Origin of the sequence: Paraliobacillus sp. PM-2, from assembly GCF_001368815.1 — a bacterium.
GTDB lineage: Bacteria > Bacillota > Bacilli > Bacillales > Amphibacillaceae > Paraliobacillus.
Genome location: NZ_CTEI01000002.1, coordinates 534,896 through 552,453 on the forward strand (window position 1 = coordinate 534,896; position 17,558 = coordinate 552,453).

Consider the following 17,558-nt stretch of genomic DNA (forward strand, 5'->3'; position numbering starts at 1 on the left):
TCGTTATTCCTCTTCCTTTGCATCTAAAAATTGTTTCCATTTCCCAATTGCTTCTCTCTGCTTCTCAAAAATTTCTTTTAATCCTTGATCAGCAAGATTTAACATCGTTTGTAATTGAGCTGGGCTGAATGTTGCTTCTTCTCCTGTTCCTTGTATTTCAACAAACTCCCCTTTACCTGTCATCACAATGTTCATATCCACGTGTGCTTGCGAGTCTTCTTCATACTGTAAGTCTAAGATCTCCGACCCATTCGGCATCACACCAACAGATGTGGCTGCTAAATAATCAGTAATAGGCAATTTCTTTAGAACCGCTTTATCAATAAGCTTACCAAAAGCTAATACCATTGCAACAAACGCTCCTGTAATAGAAGCCGTTCTTGTTCCACCGTCCGCTTGTATCACATCACAATCAATCCAAATCGTACGTTCACCGATTTTATCTAAGTCAACAACAGCACGTAACGCTCTACCAATCAAACGTTGAATTTCCATTGTTCTACCCGAAACTTTCCCTTTAGAAGATTCACGAATATTGCGTTGATCTGTTGCTCTTGGAAGCATAGCGTACTCGGCTGTAATCCAACCTTTTCCTTGCCCTCTCATAAATGGTGGGACGCGATCTTCAATACTTGCATTACATATCACTTTCGTATCACCAACTGTTATCAAAACCGAACCTTCTGGATGCTTGGTATAATTAGTTTCAATTGTTATATCGCGCAATTGATTTATTTGACGATTATTTGGTCTCATTTTTCATTCATCCTTCCTTGTCATACTAACTTATCTTAACATATTTTCGACTAATTCGAGAAATTTCATGTAAAAAGAAATTAATCTATTTCATGAAAAGTTTAACTAGTGGCAAGCCTTCAAGAATAGATAGTAAACAGGTTACACGTATACTTGTACACCATAAAACAATAACTTCATATAAATTATTTAGAAATAACATGATTTTCTGATCTTAAAAAAAAGAGCTGAAAATACACAGCTCTTTTCTCAAGATTATAAACTTCCGGTTGGAACAAATGTATCTCTTGTAACAGGCTCTGTATACGGAACACCATGCTCATTAAACACTTGGTCTATGCCCTCTACTTCCACTGAAACCGCATCAACTTCTGTTTTATCGGTTAATGTCCGAACTAGCGTCTCCATCACTTCATCAGAAATCGAGGAAGTATTCTCATCATTCAGTATCTCTTTACTAAACATAACGCGTAAAACACCATCATCTACTGTAGGCTCATCCAATATGGATACATTTGGATTAAAGACATTTAGTAAATTTGAACTATAGGACGGTCCTTCTAATAATGCTTGTACCATCGATTGATAATCTGTTTGCTCGTCCATTTCTACATACTGTGTTACCGGTACATAATAAAACTGTTCATCTTGTTGCATTGGATAGTAAAGCGTAACAGCTTTACTATCCATTAGATCAATCCCATCTGGACTATAAATGTTTATTCCATCGGCACGAGAATACCCCTCTTGTAGTGGCGTTCCATTCACAGGCATTTCCGATTGTTCATAGCCATTAATCCAGAGCGTAATTCTGTCTACATTATCAAATTGTGTCAGAGTATAGGTCATTGCTTGAATAATCTCTTCTTCTTCTTGTGGTTGATAATTCGTAAATTCTTCCGATACATCTACGATTAGTGTACCATCTGCTTGAAGATTTAATCCTATTATTTGCGTACCAGCAGGCAATACTGCTTCAAATCCATTAGGTAACATGGATGATACTGGTCCATCTTTTATTAAATATTCCAATACTTGTTGCGCTACGGTGTCTGTTTTTGGTAACTCAACTGTTTGTGGTACAATTAATCCTTCTTCATTTAATAAATACAATTCACGAGGAATCGTTTCTGCTTCAGGAGCTTGTACCTCTATCCCTTCTCCCTCTTCAGATGTATCACTTGCTTCACCAGTTGCTTCTTCACTTGATGGATCTTTTGGCACATCTATCTCTTCTAATGTTTGTTCTCCTTTAAATAATCCACACCCAGTTGTCAACAAGAGTACAAACAACATAAGAAACCCCATACATAATTTCCGTTTCAATTCTACACTTACCTTCATGCTTTCCCCTCCTACGATGGTTTGTACTATTATGTATACGAGCATGTTATTTAAAATAGACCATTTGAATCTTAGAAAAACAAAAACAAGTGGTTTGTCCCACTTGCTTAGGTAGTTGTAAGGTATGCTGTTTCTAATGTTGTAATTGGAATATCTAACCACTGTTTTGCGATCTCTGCAAATACTTTCGAGGATCCAGTTGTATAAAAAGCATGTTTGGGTACACGTTCTCCCTCATACAACAATGATTGATAACCTAAAATTGCACTTACTTCACGAGCAGTCTCCTCACCAGAAGAGATAATGGTTACTTCTTCTCCCATTACAGCTTGAATCGTATGTTTTAACAATGGGTAATGTGTACATCCCAATATTAATGTGTCGATAATTTGCTGATTTTTTAATCGTTGCAAAGAATCATTCACAACATGGTAAGCTTCATCTCCAGTTAAAACCCCTTTTTCCACCATTGGAACAAATCGTGGACACGCCAGATCATGTACTTCAATTTCAGAATGTATACTATGTAGTGCATCTGGATATGCTCTACTCTGAATTGTCCCTTCTGTTCCAATCACACCAATCTTCATATTTTTTGTCATTTTTATCGCTGCGCGAGCTCCTGGCTGAATTACACCAATTACTGGGATAAGTAATTTTTCTCTAAGTAAATCTAACGTGAAAGCAGTCGCAGTATTACAGGCGATAACTAACAATTTAATATTTTTTTCCATTAGAAAATCAACCATTTCCAATGTATATTGGATTACTTCTTCTTTTGGTCTCGGACCATAAGGACACCTTAAGGTATCTCCTAAATAGATTAGTTGTTCCTTTGGTAATTGACGCATAAGCTCAGTAGCTACTGTCAGACCACCAACTCCTGAGTCAATGACTCCTATCGGCTGATCCACATAAATCCCCTCTTCTTTTGTTACATTTTGTTGTTTTTTTCTTTATCTATTTTCATTTGATTATGAAGCAGTTGTAGAATATCATAAAGCATGTCCACTCGACCATGGGGTACATCATTTAGCACATCCTTAAGGTATGCTTGCCTTTTTTCAATTACTTCACGAATAATCTGCTTTCCTTTATCTAATAAATGTATTCGAACAACACGTCGATCTTTTGTATCTTTTTTTCGTTCTACTAATAAGTTTTTTTCCATTCGATCAACTAAATCAGTTGTTGTACTAAATGCTAAATTTATTTTATTCGATAATTCACCAATTGTTAAATCTCCATCTTCTAATAGCCATTGCAAAGCAATAAACTGTGGTGTCGTAATTGGATAATTATTTAAAATTTCTCGTCCTTTTTGTTTGATAATACCCGAGATATAGCGTAATTCTTTTTCAATCTCTGCTATTGTTGTTGCACTTTTTATTTCCTTCACGAGGGCAATTCCTCCTTTAATAGTACATTCATACTGTATCATATCATTTTTTAAGGTGGGATGGATATATTTTGTCTATAAAGCTCGGAGAAAGACTGCTTTTTAACGGATTTATCTGTGACTTCTAACTGGAATTTATGTTATAATATAACAAATACTACAAATATGTGCTTGGACGATATATCACTGTTTATCTTTGGAGGGGAAAAATGAAAAAAATCTATCTTTCACTTGTTTTATTTGCTTTAGTAATTAGTATATTCCTTTTTATTCAAAGTAAAAAGGACTTAAGCATCTATCAAACTGATGTACATTTTTCTGATATACATATACTTGATTTTACATTAGTCAATGCTGACAACAAATTGTATATTCCCCCAAACTACAAATTCAAGAAAATATTAGATAATAACATTAAGGATATAAAGATAGAGCTATTGTACAATGACCAACACATCAATGCTTGGGTATTTCAATTCGATCATCAAAATCTTATCGAACAGGATTCTGATTTTATCATTGATAATGTAACATTTGATAGAGACGATTCTATCGCATTTAAAGTAGCTTATCTTAGAGATGGTGAAGAAGTTAATTTAGTTGATGAAATGAGGCTTGCTGAGATCTTGCATTTAGGAAATTAATAGTGATCTTGATGTAGGACTTTAAATGCTGTGCAAATTTAAAAATAGATTGGTAACTGAAAATGAATGTATTGATACTACGAAATGTATATACTGTTGAATACTACTATTGTTTGTAACTTTATTCTGATGCAAAAAACCGACTTTCAGAAACGAAAGTCGGTTTTTATTAGAGCTTTAGTTCCCCCATACGAAGAAGCTCTACCACAGCTTGCGAACGCCCCTTTACACCTAGCTTCTGCATTGCGTTCGAAATATGATTCCTTACTGTTTTTTGGGATATAAACAGTTCCTGGGCTATTTCTTTTGTTGTTTTATCCTGTACTAAAAGCTCAAACACTTCTTTTTCTCGTTTGGTCAGTAATTGCTTCGGCCTGTAGTCACTATCCTTCAAGTCTTAACCCCTCCTTGCTGTTCTTAGAGCCGCGCTTTGAAGGGTATTTATTTAGTCAGAGTATTTTATGTTCTAAAATTCGTTTCTGTGCTTGCTTTATCATCTTTTATAATAAATACACGGTTGTCCTACTATATCTAATGAATTAAACCACTTTTCTTCGCTTGTTCAGAAACTTTTCTAATTTGGGCATCCAAAGGTTTTTTTAATAAAATAGCAAATAAAATGGCCACGATCATGAATGAAAATAAAACAAGTATATCTCGAACGACAATTTCTATCACCATTCCTCCTACTGCCTCACGTAATAAACTAATCGCATACGTAAATGGTAAAAACGGATTAATTGTTTGGAAAAACGAGGGTGCTACTTGAATTGGAAATGTACCACCAGATCCGGATAATTGAAGTACTAACAAAATAATTGCTAGCCCTTTCCCTACATTCCCAAAGACAGAAACAAGCGTGTAAACAATCGATATAAATACCATGCCAATAAAAATAGCAAAGAGCACAAACCAAACTGGCTCTTTCACATAGGCATCTAAAATAAACAAATCACCTAATGTTACAATTAGTGCTTGCATCAATCCAATGCTGGCAAAGGTTAAACCTCTACCAAAATAAACATGATGATGCTTATAAATATCTTCCCTGTTATGAACATCAACTGTTAATAAAGAAATTAGTAATAATGCTCCAACCCACAAACTTAGTGTCGTATAAAATGGAGAATTAGCTGATCCATAGTTTGGAATTGGGAATACTTTATTCTCACTTAATTCAATCGGATTGGCAAGAAAATCACTTTCCTGTTCAATATCGTTCTTCAATAATTGAATAATGTCTTCTAAATTGTGGTTTCCTTCAAACTGTCTAATTTGATCAGCTGTATGTCGCACCGTATCTTCTAAGCCAGGTAGATCATTCTGTATAATATCAGCTATCTTGTGAACTGATTTTTCCAAACTAGGAAGCCGATTGTTAATAAAATCTGCAACCTTATCTACTTCTTTTGTCGCTTCTGGTAAGTCTTTTTCAACAAACGATGCTGCTCGTTGCATTTGCTCCTTTATCTTAGGGAATTGATTCTGATAAAAACGTACCGCTTGATTAACTCCGCTTTCTACATCATCAAGTTTTTCATTTATTGTTATCGCTGTTTGATGAATTTTATTCCCTATTTCAGGTAGACGTTCTTGTAATTCCTTAATCCGCTTTTCCCCATAATTTAATGATTCTTCTGTATTCTTTAGGATGACCTCTACTTTTGATAACGCTTCTTGTGCTTGCTGTAAATTGTCACTAGCGTTCGCTGCACTCTCCTCTATATGGCCAATCCCTTCATCTATAGCTGGAGAAGTTGTTTGATCATAGTCTGTAACAAGTGTATTAGCTTGATTTACAGCTTGATCTGAAACTGCTATCAAGCGTTCTGTTTGACTGTCAGTAATGTTTAGAATATTATTTTCCATCTTCGTTAACATGTCTTGCTCAGATTGGAAACTCACTTGCAATGCTTGCAGATCACTGAAGGTTTTTTCTATATCGTTATTACTTGTTTGCTGATTAAGTATTTCCAATAATTGTATGGATTGATCTATACTAGATATACTTGACTTTAGATTACTTAACAGCTGTGGGATAGCCTTTTCGATTTCAGAAGTAGTTAACTCGTTATGATCTAGTTGAACAGCAAACTGATGGACAGCACTAGCTGTTTGCTGATAAAGTAATATATTTTGCTTTAATACAGGGTTAACTGTATCTAAAGCGCCACTGTTATTTTCTAAATAGTCACTGATCGCTTTTGCAAACGCTTCATTATTTTCTGCAATTTCTTTCATTTCAGGTAACGCATCTTGTGCCTTATCCACTACATCCTGTGCTTTTCGTATGTCCTGCAATGTATTAGCGACCAATTCTTCAATTTTTGCAAAGTTTTTATCCACGTCAATAATGGTATCAGCTAATTGTTTTATTTCTGGCATTTTATCTTGTAATGTAACAATGCCTTCTCCTACTTTTTCTATTTGTGGCATTTTCTCATTTAATCGAACCACACTATCTGCAGCATCCATTATTTCAGGCATGACTTCTTGAAGTTCTATTACTTTTTCTGCTTGTTTATTAATTTCGGGTAATTTCTCTTCAAGAGTAATGGCCTTATTTCCTAAGGCCTCAATATCCGGTAGTCGCTCTTCTAATGCAAAAACCTTATTTTCTATATTACGGATAGTTGGTAATTCTTTCTCTAATTCTATACCTATTTCATTGAATCCGGTCAATACCGCTTGGCTAACTTGCTCGACAAAGCTTTCACTTGTCTGTTTTACGATGGTGGAGGCACCTGTAGATGTCATTTTCGGTGCAATGGCGTTAATTTTCTCATTTACACTATATTCAATAACCGGTCTAATTTGTTCATCCTCTAATAATGTGGCAATCTTTTTAGAAAAATCAGTCGGTATATAAATACTGGCATAATATTCTCCGTGTTTAACACCTTGATCCGCATCTTTTTTTGAGACAAAGGTCCATCCAAGTGCATCATTATCTTCTAAATTCTCAATAATTTGATCACCAATATTGAGGCCGTTCCCTCTTACCTCCGTTCCTTGATCAGCATTTGTAACTGCAATAGCGATATCACTTGTATTGGAATACGGATCCCATGATGCTTTTAAATTAAACCAAGCATATAAAGAGGGGAGCACCATTAATGCAACAATTAAGAATGCTGCAACAGGCGTTTTTATAATATTTATCCAGTCCGTTCTTACAATTTCTATAATCTTTTTCATGTTTACACCTTCTATATTTTCGTTTCATTAACATGGATGTTATTGTAAATCTTTCTCTTTTAAATGTCACGTCATTTGTCTATTTCATCTTATATATTAGTAGAAATGACCGTTGCAATCTTTTTCTTTTCAAGCGATAATATAAGCAGGTTATTGGTAGGAAGGGGAAAAATTAGTGCATAATAATTTACAAAAAACAGAGGATATTGCAAACCAAATGCAAACAACAGGTAGCGGTTATGATTTACTTCGCTATGTTTGTTTACCAGATTTGCTTGGAAAAGATGCAACAACAATCCTTTACATACTTGGGAAAAATATGGCTAGACAGATAAAATGGGAATCTCTAGATCAAATAAAAGACTTTTTTTACAAAATCGGTTGGGGAGAATTAGTTGATGTGAAAGAAAAGCGTAGGGAATATATTTTTGAATTAACTGGCGCAGCTATTACTCAACGAATGAAACAAGACATTATCACTGATTATCGACTCGAGGCAGGTTTTTTAGCAGAAGCAATACAGCAACTAAAGCAACTGGATTGTGAATGTATCGATGAAATCAAATCGAGAAAAAATGTTGTGGAATTAAAAGTACTTCTATCAAAATAAATAAGCTAAAAATTATGATGCACCTTATGCGTAGAGCGTTTAAAACTTCTACATTTAAGGTGCATATTGTTATTAGTCATCTTTTTTTCTACTTAAATGATCCAGAATCGTTTGTGCCGTTGGTTTAGGTATCCCTAATCGCTGGAGTTCTTCTATTGTTGCTTGCTTGATCTCAGTAATGGATTTGAAATGTGTTAATAATAATTTTTTGCGTTTTTCTCCGACACCAGCAATGGCGTCTAACTCTGACTTAAACGCACTCTTCCCTCGTAATTGACGATGAAAGGTGATTGCAAATCGATGGACTTCATCCTGAATACGCTGGATTAAGTAAAATTCTTGTGATTTTCGATCCAACGGTACTGTCTCTGGAGGTACGCCATATAGTAATTCACTTGTCTTGTGTTTATCATCTTTGGCTAAACCACATAATGGAATTTCTAATCCTAATTCGTTTTCTAATACATCTGATGCCGCCCTCATTTGGCCTTTACTTCCATCGATAACAATTAAATCTGGTAACGGGAGTCCTTCTTTTAACACTCTTGTATAACGTCTTCGAACGACTTCTCGCATCGTTTCATAATCATCTGGGCCTTTGACATCTCGGATTTTGTACTTCCGGTATTCTTTTTTTAATGGACGACCATCCATGAAAACAACCATAGCTGAAACAGGGTCGGTACCTTGGATATTTGAGTTATCAAATGCTTCAATTCGATGTGGTGTTTCTATATGGAGCTTTTCACCTAGACCTTCCACCGCTTTAATCGTCCTAGCCTCATCTCTTTCAATAAGGGAGAATTTCTCTTCTAGAGCAATTTCAGCATTTTTTCCTGCTAAATCGATTAGTTCTTTTTTTCGTCCACGGTATGGAATCGTTACATCTACCTTTAATAACTCACTTAATAATTTATAATCGACTGGTGCAGGAACTAACACTTGCTTTGGTTTTGGATGATTTTGATGCAAATAAAAACGTCCCACAAAACTCATAAACGTCTCCTGTGCATCATCATAAAAAGGAAAAATCGATACATCACGTTCAATTAATTTTCCTTGTCTAATAAAGAAAACTTGTATACACATCCATCCTTTATCATAGGCATAATGAAATACATCGCGATTCACTTGATCGTTTAATGTCATTTTCTGTTGTTCCATTACTGCTTCAATATGTTGGATTTGATCTCTCAATTCTTTTGCTCGCTCAAAATTTAATGCCTCACTAGCTTCTATCATTTTTTGTTCAATTTGCTGCTTAATTTCTTTATGACCACCATTTAAAAAAGATACAATTTGTTGCACAATTTGTTTGTATTCCTCAACAGTTGGTGGCGTTTCCGAACAAGCTAGGCATTGATGCATATGGTAATATAAACAATGTCTCCCAGGAGGGTTATTACATTTTTTTAAAGGATACATTCGATCAAGTAGTTTTTTTGTTTCTCTTGCCGCTAGAACGTTTGGGTATGGTCCAAAATATTTTCCTTTATCTTTCTTCACTTTACGTGTAATAGTTAATCGTGGATGACGTTCATTTGTAATTTTTAAATAAGGATAACTTTTATCGTCTTTTAACAGGACATTATATTTGGGATCATATTTTTTTATTAAATTCATTTCTAAAATTAATGCCTCGATCTCAGATGAGGTAACAATATACTCAAAGTCAACAATTTCTTGCACTAAGCGTTGTGTTTTTTGATCATTTGCACCTGTAAAATAAGAACGCACACGATTTCTTAATAATTTAGACTTACCGACATAAATAATTGTGCCATGCTTATCTTTCATTAGATAACAACCTGGTTGAGCAGGTAGCACGGCTAATTTTTCTTTTATTTTATCTGACATGATAGACACTCCACTAGATATACTTCCTCTATTGTATAATAAAAAATAATCCCCTGCTACATGAAAGTAACAAGGGATTCATTTAACAGCACGTATTATGATGCGTGTTTATTAATTAACTCAATAAGTGCTTCTTTTGGTTGATAACCAACTACTTGATCTACCACTTCTCCATCTTTGAATAATAGAAGTGTTGGAATACTCATCACACCAAATTTTCCTGCAGTTTCTTGGTTATCATCAACATCTAGTTTCACAATTTTCACTGTATCGCTCATTTCACCATCAATTTCTTCCAATACTGGAGCGATCATTTTACATGGACCACACCAAGTAGCCCAAAAGTCTGCTAATACTAGACCTTCACTTGTTTCATTTGTAAACGTTTTGTCTGAAGCTGTTACGATTGCCATTTATTTCGTCCTCCTTTATTGCTTAACCATACTCTTGTTGTAGTATACCATGCCATTTTAGAAACTGGCTACTAGTTTGCTCATTTGTTACTTTCCCCTAAAAAATAAGAATATTGCATCTGGTTGGTAATATTAATTTTGAAATGTTAATTATATGCTGGACTAACAAATAAATCACCACATGTGTAGTCAATACGTTTAGAAAACAAGAATACTCCTTTTAAAAATTAAACGAAGGAAGTCTATATGATACTTGCTCCGATGATAAATGATAATCCAATGGATAGAACCATAGAAAGAAACCCTACGGCACGATTATCATTTCCTATTTCTTCATCTATTTTGTACGTTGGGGTTAAAAATTCAAAAATAAAATATCCAATTAAAAGTAACAAAAAGCCAAATGCACCCCAACTAACACTTTCAAGAATCGTATCGTTATGTTGAATGGAGAATCGAAATACGTTAGCAATTCCGAATACTTTACCTCCGGTTGCCATAGCCACAGCAAAATTACCTTGTTTTATTTCTTGCCAATTCTTATAGGATGTTACAAGCTCAAATATTGCTAAAAATAAAATCATACAAAGGATGACTACACTATAACGAGCAGCTGATGCAACAAATGCATTTTCCCAAAAAGCTGACATGATATACATCTAAATCTCCCTTTCCTTTCTTCTTAACTTATTGATTGTTCACACCAATTTAAATTCTTTCGTAAAGTGAACTTATTTAAACTCTAATATAGTTACACCACTTCCACCCTCATTCATTCCACCAGCTCGTTGATTATTTATTTGTGGATGTCGTTTAGCAAAAGCTTGTACACCTTTTCTTAATGCTCCTGTTCCTTTTCCATGAATAATAGATACTCTTGGGTATCCTGCAAGCAGTGCATCATCAACATATTTTTCTAGCTGATGTAACGCATCTTCGTATCGTTCTCCACGTAGATCAAGTTCAGGCTTTACATGATAATTCGATCCCTTAACTGTAGCCATAGGTTTCTCTATAATAGGTTCTTTAGATTTAACAAATTGTAAATCTTTACGTTTTGCTTTGACTTTCATAATACCAACTTGCACTTCATATTCATTTTTACTTATTTTCCTCACAATACTTCCTTGTTGATTTAATGTTAATAATAGCACTTCATCACCAGGCTCTAACTCACGATTTGAATTGTTTGTCGCTTTATTTGTTTGTGTTTTTTTATTCGTCAGTTTCGGTTGTGCTTCATCTAATAATTTCCTTGCTTCAATCCATTCATGTTCTTTTAATGTAGCCTGATGTTTCATTTCTCTAATTGTAGATACAATTGCTTCTGCTTCTTCTCGTGCCTTCTGTACTGCTTTTTCTGCTTTCTCTTCTGCTTTTTGATACAAAGCTTCTCTTTTCTTGTCAAGTTGATTCCATTGATTTTCTAGATCTTTCTTTAGTTGTGCAGCTTGTTCTAATAACTGAGCTGCTTCTTCATGATCTTGTTCTGCTTCTCTTTTTGCATTTTCTAGTGATGCAATCATATTTTCTACACTCGCTGAATCTGCACCTATATGTCCTTTAGCAGATTCAATCACTTCTGAACTTAGCCCCAAACGTTTAGAAATCTCAAACGCATTACTTCGTCCAGGAACACCGATTAATAAACGATAAGTCGGCTGAAGTGTCTGGATATTAAATTCAACAGAAGCATTGATTACTCCTTCTCGATTATAGCCATACGCCTTTAATTCGGGGTAATGGGTTGTTGCGATAATGCGTGCATTTCGCCTAACAACTTCATCTAAAATTGCCATCGCGAGGGCTGCTCCCTCTTGTGGATCTGTCCCTGCACCTAATTCATCAAACAAAACTAATGTTTTCTCATCCACATGTTTTAAAATGTCTACAATATTGGTCATGTGTGAAGAAAATGTACTAAGACTCTGTTCAATAGATTGTTCATCCCCTATATCAGCAAATACGTCTTGAAATACAGCTAATTCACAACCGTCTAATGCTGGAATCTGGAGACCAGATTGTGCCATTAATGTACACAAACCAACCATTTTCAATGTGACGGTTTTACCACCAGTATTTGGCCCAGTAATGACAATTGCATGATAATCTTTTCCTAGTGTGATATCGTTTGCGACTACTTCTTCATCTGCTAACAATGGATGACGTGCTTGCTTCATTTCAATAATTCCTTGATCATTCATCTTTGGCATTGCCGCACGCATTGATTGTCCTAAATGAGCTCGAGCAAACATGAAATCTAGTTTAGCTAATACCATTACATTATGAGCTAAGAAGTCATGATCAGAAGCAATCCTAACAGATAGATCACGGAGAATTCGATCAATCTCTGTTTTCTCTTGTGCTTTTGCCTCTTGAAGCTGGTTGTTTAACTCTACCACTGCCTGGGGCTCCATAAATAAGGTTTGACCAGATGCTGACTGATCATGAACAATACCACCGATCGCTCCACGATATTCTTGTTTTACTGGTAATACATAACGATCATTACGAATCGTTACAATAGCATCAGATAACATGTTGCTTTTCGATTTCGTATAATTATCTAGTTTATCTCTTACTCTGGATTCATTCGTTCTTATTTTAGACCGAAGGGAGCGTAATTTATCAGATGCACCGTCCATGACATGACCATGGTCATCAATACAACTCTTAATTTCTGTTTCTAATTCATTTAATGATGCTATTTCCCCCACTAGATTTCGAATAATGGGAAGTGATGGTTCCTCCATCGTATCAATAAATCGTTTAAGCTGTTTGCCCCCGTAAATAGTGCCTGCAACTTCTAAGCATTCCTGTGCATTTAAAGCACCACCAATAACTGCGCGCTTTATACTCGGTCTTATATCAACGACACCACCAAGTGGCACATTTCCTTTTAAACGAACAACATTCACTGCTTCATCTGTTTCTTCTTGTAATTGAAGCACTTCGTGGAGATCTGTCGAAGGTTTTAGCTTTCGTGCTTGTTCTTTCCCGAGCGATGATGCTGCATGATCTTCTAGTTGTTCCATAATTTTATAATATTCTAACACATGAAATATTCGATCATTCATTTGTTGTGACCCCTTTTACCGTTTGCTTTGAAATAAGTCAATAACTTGTTCTTTTGTCCAAGTATTAATTACTGTATCTTTTTCCAACCAACCACGCTTTGCCATAAGAACACCATCATTCATATAATCAAGTGATCCTTCATTGTGTGCATCCGTATTAATAGCAATTTTCACACCCTGATCTTGTGCCAAGCGCAACCATTCTGGTGCTAAATCAAATCGATTTGGGTTTGCATTCAATTCTAACACAGTGCCTGTTTCCTTCGCCCGCTGAATCAATTGTTTTACATTTGCTTTGTATCCTTTCCGTCGGCCAATAATTCTCCCGGTAGGATGTGCAATGATAGTAACATAAGGATTATCACATGCATGATAAAGCCGTTTCATAATTTCTTCTTCTGTTTGATTAAAACTTGAATGAATCGCACCAATTACATAATCCATTTCTTTTAAAAACGTATTATCAAAATCTAAACTGCCATTAGGCAGAATATCCATCTCGACTCCTGCAAAAATATGAATAGCTGGATATTTTTGCTTTAAGCGTTCAATTTCCTTTCTTTGTTCAAGCAGACGTGTCTCATTTAATCCATTCGCTACTTTCAAGAACTTCGAGTGATCGGTTATTGCAATATAATGATATCCTTTTTCCAATGCAGCCTTAACCATCTCTTCAATCGATTGCGCACCATCACTCCACGTTGTATGCATGTGTAAATCACCTTTAATATCTGAAGGTTCTATTAAACTTACTTCTCTTTCAAATGCTTCTAGCTCTCCAGCATTCTCTCTCAACTCTGGCGGAATATAGGATAAACCAAAATGCTGAAAAAATGCCGCTTCTGTATCAAATGTTATTACTTCACCGGTATCATTATTTTCTACACCGTATTCACTAATTTTTTCATTTTGCGCTTTAGCTCGTTGGCGCATTGCCACATTATGATCCTTTGATCCCGTAAAGTGGTGTAACGTTGTTGCAAACTCCTCAAGTTTTACAATACGAAAATCTACAGAAACGTCATACGATTCCTCTAATACAATCGAAACTTTCGTATCACCCGATGCAATAATTTCTTTTATATTGGTTATAGCTAATAGCTCGTCTCTGACTTGATGAGGATGATCACTTGCAATGATAAAGTCTAAATCTTTCACTGTTTCACGCATGCGACGAATACTACCAGCACGGGAGTACCGCAATACAGCGTTTATTTCTTTTAAGTAAGCTTCTAATTTTTCAACAATCGGTAGCATCATTGCAATTGGTAGACGATCAGGTTGACTATTCACTTCATCTAAAGCTTTCACTATTTTTTCACTTGTTTTTTTACCAAATCCTTTTAATTCAGCAACTTTACCAATAGTACATGCCTCACGTAATGTATCTGCATCAATGACATTTAATTCTTGATAGAGTTTGGCAAGTTTCTTCCCACCTAATCCAGGTAAATTTAATAAAGGAATTAAGCCTGCAGGGATCTCTTGTTCCAAATTAAATAAAGTGTCTGAACTACCTCGCTGAATATACTCGTCAATTACAGCAGCGGTTCCTTTACCAATACCATTGAGCGCGGTGAAATCATCTATTTCTGATAATGAACGATTATCTGTTTCTAATGCTTGTGCCGCTTTTCGATAGGCGGATATTTTAAAAGGATTTTCTCCTTTCAATTCTAAATATAGCGCTATTTTTTCTAATAAACCAATGACATCTTTTTTGTTTATCTGGGTCATTGTATTCATCCTCCGATCCTTTTTCAGTAGAGAAACCCTTGCTTTTAAATATGTGCAAGGGTTTCTCTTATATACTTATTACAACATTATTTACCAAACAAACTTGCAACATGCTCAAACCATAATGATTTGAGTTCTGCAGATAATATTGGGGTATGTTCAATGATAAACTGTGCAACAGAAGATCCCTCTATTGCTTGCTGCACCATTCCAACCGGTACAAGAGCTGCTATGTAAAGTAAAACAAACAAGACAACATACGATTCGATAAAACCTAATATTGCCCCTAATAAACCATTTATCGAGTGTAATACAGGTAGTTCTGCAACAAAATCTAACATGGAACTGATAATACTTATAACGATTTTAACTCCGAAGAAAATGATCGCAAATGCTATTGCATTATAAAATGCATATTCAAGTGGCAATGAATCTAAAAAGACTGCCCAAGTTTCTCCCTCAGGTAAATTAGGGTAAGGAATCCACATGTTCAGTTGTTCTGCTAGTTTATCATAGTACATTGCGGCCACAATAAAAGCTACAATAAATCCTATGAGGTGAAATACTTGTAAAATAAAGCCACGTTTTAATCCTCGTAATAAACCTAATAACAATAGGCCAATTAATAGTACATTAATCATGATATTCTTGGTCCTCTTTCTGTTTTAAAGTCTGTTGAAGTTCTTCATATTTCTTTTGTAATTTAATATAATCATTCATTGTATTTACTGCTGTTAATACGGCTAATCGAGAAGTATCCAAACTTTTATTTACGTCATGGATCTCTCTCATTTTTTCATCGACTAAACTCGCTACTAATTTAACATGATGTAAGTCTTCTTCTCCTATTATCGTATATGTCTTACCATATATGTCAACCGTTATCCGTGTTTTGTCTGATTGGGACACCGACTATACCCCCCTCAATTCTATCAAATCCTAAATTTAATATTAACATGAACAGAATCATTTAGGAAACTATTCTATTGCGTTTTCTTTTGCTATACTTAATCTATCTTATCAAAGAAGGAGTTATTATGGGACAAATTGTACTAAAATTGCCATTAAATAAAATAGAAGAAATGAAAAAATCGTATCAATCACAATTAAAAAATCCACCTCAAGGAGCTATATTTGCTGCAAAAACACTAAACAGTTCTATAACAGCATACCGTTCTGGAAAGGTATTATTTCAAGGGAAAAATCCAGAAATAGAGGCTAAAAAATGGGGGAACATTGAAGAAACAGGTCCAGTTAATCCACCTAAAAAAGCAAAACAAAAACAACATAACTTTGTGCCATACCCTAATTTATTTAATGAATCACATATTGGATCAGACGAAGCAGGCACGGGAGATTACTTTGGACCAATTACTGTAGCGGCAGCCTATGTGGAAGAAAGCCAAATTCCGTTATTAAAAGAATTGGGAGTAAAAGACTCAAAGAATCTAACCGATGCAACCATTACATCCATTGCAAAAAAACTCTTACAGCTCGACTTACCGTACTCTTTAGTTGTGTTACATAATCAGAAGTACAATAAACTACAACAAAAAGGGTGGTCACAAGGAAAAATGAAAGCAATGTTACACCATCACGCACTAAATCAACTAATGAAAAAAATCGATCCCCTAAAGCCGAACGGGATCATCATTGATCAGTTTTGTGAACCACATGTATATCAACGTCATCTACAATCAGAACAAGCAACTTTACAAGAAAATGTGTATTTTATGACAAAAGCTGAAAGCCATTCTATTGCGGTTGCTGCTGGTTCCATTATTGCACGCGCTAGTTTTGTCCAAGAGATGAACAAGTTATCAAGCAAAGCAGGTATGAACTTGCCAAAGGGCGCATCGGCTAAAGTTGATCAAGTAATTGCTTCTATGATAAAAAAATATGGAAGAAATAGTCTAAACACATTTGCCAAAGTTCACTTTGCAAATACGAAGAAAGCATCAGCTTACCTATAAAATAGGTTATCGCGCGTTTTATTATTATCCCCCCTTTAAAGAGGGGGCAGCGCGAGTAAGGAATAGACCTCACTAGGCTCGTAAACGAATGGAGGTCTATTTTTTATCGTCAAATTCCTTACAACGAGTGTTGCAAAAGCGATCATTAAAACCAATGTCTCAATAGGTAAATAATCTTATAGAAAATATTATTCGGAACGATTGAAGCATAAATTTTGTTCCGTTAAATTATACTTTCGTTATGGCATAGAAGTTACTGCTAATTCTATAAAACCTGTCAGTATAACCAAAAACACCATAAAGGAAGTTGAATATAATATAAGTTTCCTCACCATGTTTGGCTGTTTAATTTGTTTAAATACGACAAAACCTAATATAATTGAAATGAACCAACTAATTAACCCCCACAATGAAAATAAATACGGTGAATTTGCTATCCAAAATACTGTAACAAGTAAGTAAAAAAGCATTATACCCCAAGCGAACCCTTTCATATTTCTTCCACCTTCCAACTAAAATTAATATTCTCATTAAATCAACTTGTGAACTA

The 17,558-nt window shown here is 35.1% G+C and carries 17 protein-coding genes; 3 read left to right on the forward strand and 14 right to left on the reverse strand.

The annotated features are described in order from the left end of the window. Positions 1-3 precede the first annotated feature (3 nt). The 4 genes from rph to BN1058_RS11540 all read right to left on the reverse strand — a co-directional run bounded on the left by rph (position 4) and on the right by BN1058_RS11540 (position 3,499). The gene (gene rph, locus BN1058_RS11525; RefSeq protein ID WP_090857637.1) at positions 4-756 is read right to left on the reverse strand and encodes a ribonuclease PH; all 753 of its coding nucleotides are present in this window, start codon (positions 754-756) and stop codon (positions 4-6) included. Positions 757-1,011: 255 nt separating this feature from the next. Next, complete coding sequence (locus BN1058_RS11530; protein ID WP_090857639.1) at positions 1,012-2,100, reverse strand: GerMN domain-containing protein; 1,089 nt, start codon at positions 2,098-2,100, stop codon at positions 1,012-1,014. 107 nt (positions 2,101-2,207) lie between these two features. After that, positions 2,208-3,014, reverse strand: a complete 807-nt coding sequence (racE, locus tag BN1058_RS11535; RefSeq protein WP_090857643.1) for a glutamate racemase — start codon at positions 3,012-3,014, stop codon at positions 2,208-2,210. A 20-nt stretch (positions 3,015-3,034) separates the two neighbouring features. Continuing rightward, positions 3,035-3,499, reverse strand: a complete 465-nt coding sequence (locus BN1058_RS11540; RefSeq protein WP_090857646.1) for a MarR family winged helix-turn-helix transcriptional regulator — start codon at positions 3,497-3,499, stop codon at positions 3,035-3,037. A gap of 209 nt (positions 3,500-3,708) precedes the next feature. On the opposite strand from BN1058_RS11540, the gene BN1058_RS11545 reads away from it, so the two are divergent. Next, on the forward strand, positions 3,709-4,143 hold the full coding sequence (locus tag BN1058_RS11545) for a hypothetical protein (protein ID WP_090857648.1): 435 nt from the start codon (positions 3,709-3,711) through the stop codon (positions 4,141-4,143). Positions 4,144-4,312: 169 nt separating this feature from the next. Here BN1058_RS11545 and BN1058_RS11550 read toward each other — a convergent pair whose 3' ends face one another. Next, positions 4,313-4,537, reverse strand: coding sequence for a helix-turn-helix domain-containing protein (locus tag BN1058_RS11550; protein WP_090857651.1), 225 nt, complete (start codon positions 4,535-4,537; stop codon positions 4,313-4,315). Positions 4,538-4,674: 137 nt separating this feature from the next. Further along, positions 4,675-7,341: a YhgE/Pip domain-containing protein gene (locus BN1058_RS11555; protein WP_090857655.1), complete on the reverse strand. Its 2,667-nt coding sequence runs from the start codon at positions 7,339-7,341 to the stop codon at positions 4,675-4,677. A 175-nt stretch (positions 7,342-7,516) separates the two neighbouring features. On the opposite strand from BN1058_RS11555, the gene BN1058_RS11560 reads away from it, so the two are divergent. Next, entirely contained in the window at positions 7,517-7,951 is a 435-nt protein-coding gene (locus tag BN1058_RS11560) for a YslB family protein (protein ID WP_090857658.1), read from the forward strand. Positions 7,952-8,023: 72 nt separating this feature from the next. Here the strand turns inward: BN1058_RS11560 and uvrC are convergent, their stop codons facing one another. From uvrC to zapA, 7 genes are all read right to left on the reverse strand, one after another. After that, positions 8,024-9,808: an excinuclease ABC subunit UvrC gene (gene uvrC, locus BN1058_RS11565; protein WP_090857661.1), complete on the reverse strand. Its 1,785-nt coding sequence runs from the start codon at positions 9,806-9,808 to the stop codon at positions 8,024-8,026. 95 nt (positions 9,809-9,903) lie between these two features. Beyond that, on the reverse strand, positions 9,904-10,221 hold the full coding sequence (gene trxA / locus BN1058_RS11570) for a thioredoxin (protein WP_090857664.1): 318 nt from the start codon (positions 10,219-10,221) through the stop codon (positions 9,904-9,906). A 242-nt stretch (positions 10,222-10,463) separates the two neighbouring features. Then, positions 10,464-10,871 (reverse strand): DUF350 domain-containing protein, encoded by a 408-nt coding sequence (locus BN1058_RS11575; protein ID WP_090858289.1) that lies wholly within the window; start codon positions 10,869-10,871, stop codon positions 10,464-10,466. Between the two features lie 81 nt (positions 10,872-10,952). Next, complete coding sequence (locus BN1058_RS11580) at positions 10,953-13,298, reverse strand: endonuclease MutS2 (protein WP_090857666.1); 2,346 nt, start codon at positions 13,296-13,298, stop codon at positions 10,953-10,955. Positions 13,299-13,313: 15 nt separating this feature from the next. Continuing rightward, positions 13,314-15,035: a DNA polymerase/3'-5' exonuclease PolX gene (gene polX / locus BN1058_RS11585; protein WP_090857669.1), complete on the reverse strand. Its 1,722-nt coding sequence runs from the start codon at positions 15,033-15,035 to the stop codon at positions 13,314-13,316. Positions 15,036-15,121: 86 nt separating this feature from the next. Continuing rightward, the gene (locus tag BN1058_RS11590) at positions 15,122-15,676 is read right to left on the reverse strand and encodes a CvpA family protein (protein WP_090857673.1); all 555 of its coding nucleotides are present in this window, start codon (positions 15,674-15,676) and stop codon (positions 15,122-15,124) included. Continuing rightward, positions 15,669-15,944, reverse strand: a complete 276-nt coding sequence (zapA, locus tag BN1058_RS11595) for a cell division protein ZapA (RefSeq protein WP_090857676.1) — start codon at positions 15,942-15,944, stop codon at positions 15,669-15,671. Before zapA ends, BN1058_RS11590 begins: the two co-directional genes overlap by 8 nt. 128 nt (positions 15,945-16,072) lie before the next feature. On the opposite strand from zapA, the gene rnhC reads away from it, so the two are divergent. Further along, positions 16,073-17,008 carry a ribonuclease HIII gene (rnhC, locus tag BN1058_RS11600; protein WP_090857679.1) on the forward strand — a complete coding sequence of 312 codons (936 nt, stop codon included), beginning with the start codon at positions 16,073-16,075 and terminating at the stop codon, positions 17,006-17,008. A 239-nt stretch (positions 17,009-17,247) separates the two neighbouring features. Here rnhC and BN1058_RS11605 read toward each other — a convergent pair whose 3' ends face one another. Continuing rightward, a complete protein-coding gene (locus tag BN1058_RS11605; RefSeq protein WP_090857682.1) occupies positions 17,248-17,502 on the reverse strand; it encodes a hypothetical protein in 255 nt (84 codons plus the stop codon). Between the last annotated feature and the right edge of the window lie 56 nt (positions 17,503-17,558).